The organism is uncultured Amaricoccus sp. (genome assembly GCF_937891315.1).
Lineage (GTDB): Bacteria > Pseudomonadota > Alphaproteobacteria > Rhodobacterales > Rhodobacteraceae > Amaricoccus.
In genome coordinates this window covers 1-5,407 of sequence record NZ_CALAGI010000183.1, presented here as the reverse complement: position 1 = coordinate 5,407, position 5,407 = coordinate 1, and the positions used below count along the sequence as shown (strand labels likewise).

The following is a 5,407-nucleotide window of genomic DNA, read 5'->3' as shown; positions in this document are numbered from 1 at the left end:
GCGTCGCCCGTTCGGCGAGCCATCCGGACCGGATCTATCTCGGCCAGGACGTCGGTCCGATCCGGCGCTCGGACGACGGCGGGGCGACCTGGCGGGTCTGCGTCGCCCGGGGCCTCCGGAACGCCTATTTCCTCGGCGGGGCGGTCGATCCGGTGAATCCGGACATCTTCATGGTCCAGTGCCACAACCGGGTGAGTGTCCGGGCCCAGGCGCAGGCGGGCATCTGGCGCACGACCGATGGCGGGGTGACTTTCGCCAGGGTCCAGCCGACCGGACCCGTGGGAGAGCCGCGGATCGTGGCGGACACGATGGTCTACGCGCCGGGCTCGATTGACGACCGCGGGGCGCGGCGCTGGTACTGCGCCTTCGCCGGGCGCCCGCTCCGCGACGACACGCCCGCCGACAGCGGTGTCTGGATGAGCGACGACCACGGAGTGAGCTGGGTTCGCCGCGCGCGCGCGCTGCCGCCCGCGCTGTTCGGCGACGACGTCTTCCGCGTGGCGGTCTCGCCCGCCGATCCGGCGCTGATCTGGATGGGGACGAGCCTGGGCTTGTTCCGCTCCCGGGACGCCGGGGTCCGCTGGGACCGGGTCGGGCCGGGCGCGGCCCTGCCCGAGGGGGCCTGCACCCATATCGAGATCGATCCGGCACGGGGCGATCGGATCTTCGTGAGCATCGACGGCCAGGGCGGCTATTACACCGAGGACGCCTTCGCCGGCGCCGCGACCGAGCTTTTCGCCTGGAGCAAGTTGCGCCGGGCCTTCCCGCATCCGGCGAACTGGGACATCTGCGTCCGGCTTCCCCGGCGCGGCTCGAGCTTCGGGATCTTCGACCAGGCGGAGGTCTCGACCAACACGCTGGCACGGCTGGGATACGCCGGCGCCGAGTCCGATTGGACTCGCTGCGAGGTGCCGGAGAAGCCGGGCTCCTCCGCCGGCTGGTGGCGCGAGATCACCGGCGAGCCCTCCGCCGTTCGCTGGCATCCGACGAACCTGGCGAGCGCCTTCGCCTCGGCCCGCGGTCACCTGTTCCGGACCTCGGACCGGATCAACTGGGTCTTCTCCAACGAGGGCGCCTCCGGCTTCTGCTATGGCAATGCCACGGTCTCGACCGAGTTCATGTTCGACCATTTCGATCCCGCGCGCATCTTCATGCCGCACGCCGACATGGGCATCCTCGCCACCACCGACCGGTTCGAGACCTATGCCTCGGTGGCGGGTTACGCCGATCTCGCACTGCGAACAAATTCGACCAGGACCACCTCCAATGTCTGCGCCCTGCGGCCGGTGCCGGGCTCGACCGAGATCGTGGCGGCGATCGGCGACTATAACGCCAGCACGCTGGTCTATTCGCCCGACGCCGGCGCCAGCTGGCGGGCGGTGGGGCCCTCGGTCGGCCCCGAGGCGACGACGATCCGCTGCTGGTCGATCAATTACGCGCTGAGCGAGCCGGCCTATTGCTATGTGAACGACCACCGCTCGGCGGACGGCGGCGCGAGCTGGACCCGGATGGAGACGCTCCGGGTGCTCGGCACCACGATGATGGTGCTCGGCGTCTCGCGCGCGGCGGCGGGGCCCGGCGGGCCGACGATCTACGCCGCCGACCATCGCGGCAAGGCGCCCTACGCCAATCTCTGGAAATCGACCGACCGGGGCGAGAGCTGGAGCCTCGTGCTCACCTACCGCCGGGGTTCGCTGCGCGGCGGGCCGGAGAGCGGTTTCGACGCGCCGATCTTCCGGGTGGATCCGCGCGATCCGCACGTCGTCTTCGTCGCCGCTCCGACCGGCGCGGGCGGCGGCGTGCCGGGCAGCGTCTCGCGCTATGACACGCGGACCGGCGGCTGGCGCCATTGCGACATCTGGCAGGCGCTGGACCGGAGCGACGGCAACGGCGTCAGCCGGCTCGCCATCGACTGGCACCACGCCGCCCGCGCGCCGGAGGCGCCGCTGATCCTCTATGCCCAGCTCATGCATCCCGGCATGCGCAACATCCTGCGCAGCCTCGATGAGGGCGCGACCTGGGAGAACATGACCTACGACAGCACCAACGCGGTGGGGCAGGGGTTCGAGGTGAGCCCGGTGACCGGCGAGCTCTTCTCCGGCGGCGAGGCCGGCACCCGGATGCTGGCGCCGCCCTACGCCACCGAGGGCACGGTCGGCGCCGGCCCAGGTGCCCGGCCGAACAATATCGCGCTCACGCCGTGAGCTCGGTCGGACCGGCGGAAACGAAAATCCCCCGGCGCGGGCGCCGGGGGACGGGATGATCCCCGGAGGCACGACCCCCCGGGCAGCCTTGGGCGAAGGCGTCAGGCGCGGCGGCGGCGGCCGAGGGCGCCGAGGGCCAGCACGCCGGTGAGGAGCAGCGCGGCGGCGGGCGGCACCGGGATCGGCGCGACATTGGCGACGCTGGCGCCGTCGATGCCGAAGCCGTCGTTCAGCCGGTCGTTGAACAGCTCGACCGTCAGGCTGGTCACCGCCTCCGGCAGGAGGATGGTCACCAGCTGGATATTGCCGTTGGCGGCGCGGCCGGCGGCGCCGAGCACCTGCGAGAACAGCGACTCCCCGACCTTGATCGAGAACTTGCCGCCCACGTCGGCCGCGTCGATCAGGAAGAAGGAGAGCGCGTTGAAGGCGCCGAGGCCGCTGACCTCCCACTTCATGCCGAGCGTGTCGTTGCTGTCGAGCCACTTGCCGCCGATCAGGTCGTTGTCGAGTCGGTCCGCGTTGAAGCGGCCCCAGTTCATGTCGTTGTCACCGCGCACCTCGAGGCCGGTGCCGCCATTGATGTGCGACGCGCCCGAGCCGGTGCCGCCGAGCGTGGTGAAGCCGCCGACATTGGTGTTCTGCGGATTGGTGGTGCCGGCGGCGCCGTTCCAGGCCGCCTTGTCCTCGAATGTCTCGGACCGCAGGTTGCTGACGGTGTACTGGCTGAGGAAATCGTCGTGCGCCCGCTGCGCGCCGGCGAGATCGGATCGACCGAAGGATGTCAGATTGACCGTCGCGGCCTGGGCGCCCGCTGCCAGAGTCATCAACAGCGCGGACACGGCGAAAACCGCCCGCGAGCGGACACGCATACTCGTAAACATGGTACAAAAACCCCTTAAACCCCGGAGTCAGAGTATTTTTTCGGCAGGATGAAGTCAATTTGAATCGATATGGGTTCGCCGCGGAAACGCCGCATCCTTAACGCGTGTGGTCGCTGTGCGACATGGCTGCCCGCCTTGCGCGCCGCCCGGCGCGCAAGGCGGGCCTTCCGTGGCAAGCCTCATGGGCGGGGGTATCGCCAGGGCGGGGAGGGTCTTGGTTAAAGCATTGCAAACATTAACCCCGCTCTAACCATTTCGACTGAGTTAAGGGAAAGGCCTCGGTGCCGCGGGCGATCAGACAGGACAATCGGAATGTACGAGATCAGCGTCATGGTAGGGCTCGCGCTCGGCGCGCTCGCGATCTTCCTGCTCGCCGTCGCACTCGCAAGGCGCACACGGGCCCGGTCTCTGGCCAAGTCGCTCGCCCGGGGCGAGCGGCGCGCGGCGGGGGTCCGGGAGGAGGAGGCCGGCGGATCGGCATCCGATCCGATGACCCGGCGCCTGGAGCTTCGGCTCGACGAGATCGAGGCCCGGATCGAAGCGGGGATCGAGGCCCAGGCCGGTGGCGGCGAGGAGCGGCTGCGCGCCATGGCGGATTCGCTGGTCGGGCTGATCCGCGACAAGAACGCCACGCTCGAGACCGCGCTCGCCGGGCTCGACCAGCTGCGCGCCCGGCTGCGGGCGCTGGAGCAGATGGGCGACCTCGCCGAGGCCCGCGGCCTCTTCGAGCGGCTGGAGACCCGGATCGACGAATTGCGCGCCAGTCAGGCGAGCCAGGCGGTGGCCTTCGAGGAGCGCGTCGCCGGGCTCGCGGTCCGGGCCGAGGCCGAGGCCGCGCCGCAGGCGGCGCTGGCCGAGCAGTTCTCGCGGCTCTATGCCCGCAAGGACGAGGGGATCGCGGCGATGCTGGCCCGGCTCGCGCCCTTCGAGGCCCGGCTCGCCGAGATCGAGACGGCGCGTGCCACCGAAGGCCAGGGCCGCGAGACGCTGACCCGGCTGGAGGCGCGGATCGAGACGCTGCGCGGCGCCCAGGAAGCGGGCCAGGTCGAGTTGACCGCGCTCAGGACCGAGCTTCGGACGGAACTCGGGGCCGGCCCGGTGGCGGCGATCGCCGAGCGGCTCGGCGGGCTCCATGCCCAGAAGGAGGCGCTGGTCGAGACGCTGCTGACCCGGATCGCCACGCTGGAGGAAACCCAGGCCATGCGCGACCCCCGCGCCGCGCTCGATCGTTTCGCCGAGCGGCTGGAGGCGATCCAGACCCGGGTCGCCACGCTGGAGACCCCGGGCGAGAGCCCCTTCGCCGAGATTTCCGAGCAGCTGACCCGGCTCTATGCCCAGAAGGACGCGAGCGTCGAGGCGGTCTTCGCCCGGCTCGCGCCGCTGGAGGCGCGGCTCGCCGAGATGGAAACCGGCCTCGCCGCCCAGGATCCGCGCGTCGCCCTCGACCGTTTCGCCGAGCGGCTGGAAGCGGCCCAGGCCGCGCGACTGGAAGCCGAGGGATCCTTGCGCGACCGGATCACCGCGCTGGAGACCCCGGGCGAGAATCCCTTCGCCGAGATCTCGGCCCAGCTCACCCGGCTCTATGCCCAGAAGGATGCGAGCGTCGAGACGGTCTTCGCCCGCCTCGCGCCGCTCGAAGCCCGGCTCGCCGAGGTCGAGGCGGGGCTCGCCGCCCAGGATCCGCGCGTGGCGCTCGACCGGATCGCCGAGCGGCTGGAGACGGCGCAGGCCGCGCGACTGGAAGCCGAGGGCGCCCTGCGCGACCGGCTCCTCGCGCTGGAGGCGCCGGCGGAAAACCCCTTCGCCGAGATCTCGGAACAGCTGGTCCGGCTCTATGCCCAGAAGGACGCGACGGTCGAGACCGTCTTCGCCCGCCTCGCGCCGCTGGAGGCGCGGCTCGAAGAGGTCGAGGCCGGGCTCTCGGCCCAGGATCCGCGCGTCGCCCTCGACCGCTTCGCCGAACGGCTGGAGGCGGCCCAGGCCCGGCTTCTCGCGCTGGAGGCGGCCGACCGGAGCCCCTTCGCCGAGATCTCGGAGCAATTGACCCGGCTCTACGCGCAGAAGGATGCGAATCTCGAGGCGGTCCAGGCCCGGCTCGCGCCGCTGGAGACCCGGCTGCGCGACATGGAGGCCGATATCGCCGCCCGCGATCCCCGCGCCGTGCTCGATGCCTTCGCAGCGCGGCTCGACGCCGCCCAGGCGGTGCGCGCCGCCGCCGAGGCGAGCTTGCGCGACCGGATCGCCGCGCTGGAGGCACCGGGCGAGAACCCCTTCGCCGAGATTTCCGAGCAGCTGACCCGGCTCTATGCCCAGAAGGACGCG

At 71.3% G+C, this 5,407-nt stretch carries 3 protein-coding genes; 2 read left to right on the top strand and 1 reads right to left on the bottom strand.

The window, feature by feature from the left end; all coding sequences use genetic code 11:
* The coding region (locus Q0480_RS17910; RefSeq protein ID WP_299135056.1) for a sialidase family protein at positions 1–2,204 on the top strand (2,204 nt) is incomplete at its 5' end.
* A 101-nt stretch (positions 2,205–2,305) separates the two neighbouring features.
* Here Q0480_RS17910 and Q0480_RS17905 read toward each other — a convergent pair.
* On the bottom strand, positions 2,306–3,043 hold the full coding sequence (locus Q0480_RS17905; protein WP_299135054.1) for a hypothetical protein: 738 nt from the start codon (positions 3,041–3,043) through the stop codon (positions 2,306–2,308).
* A gap of 354 nt (positions 3,044–3,397) precedes the next feature.
* On the opposite strand from Q0480_RS17905, the gene Q0480_RS17900 reads away from it, so the two are divergent.
* Positions 3,398–5,407: hypothetical protein (locus tag Q0480_RS17900; RefSeq protein ID WP_299135052.1), on the top strand; the 2,010-nt coding region annotated here is incomplete at its 3' end.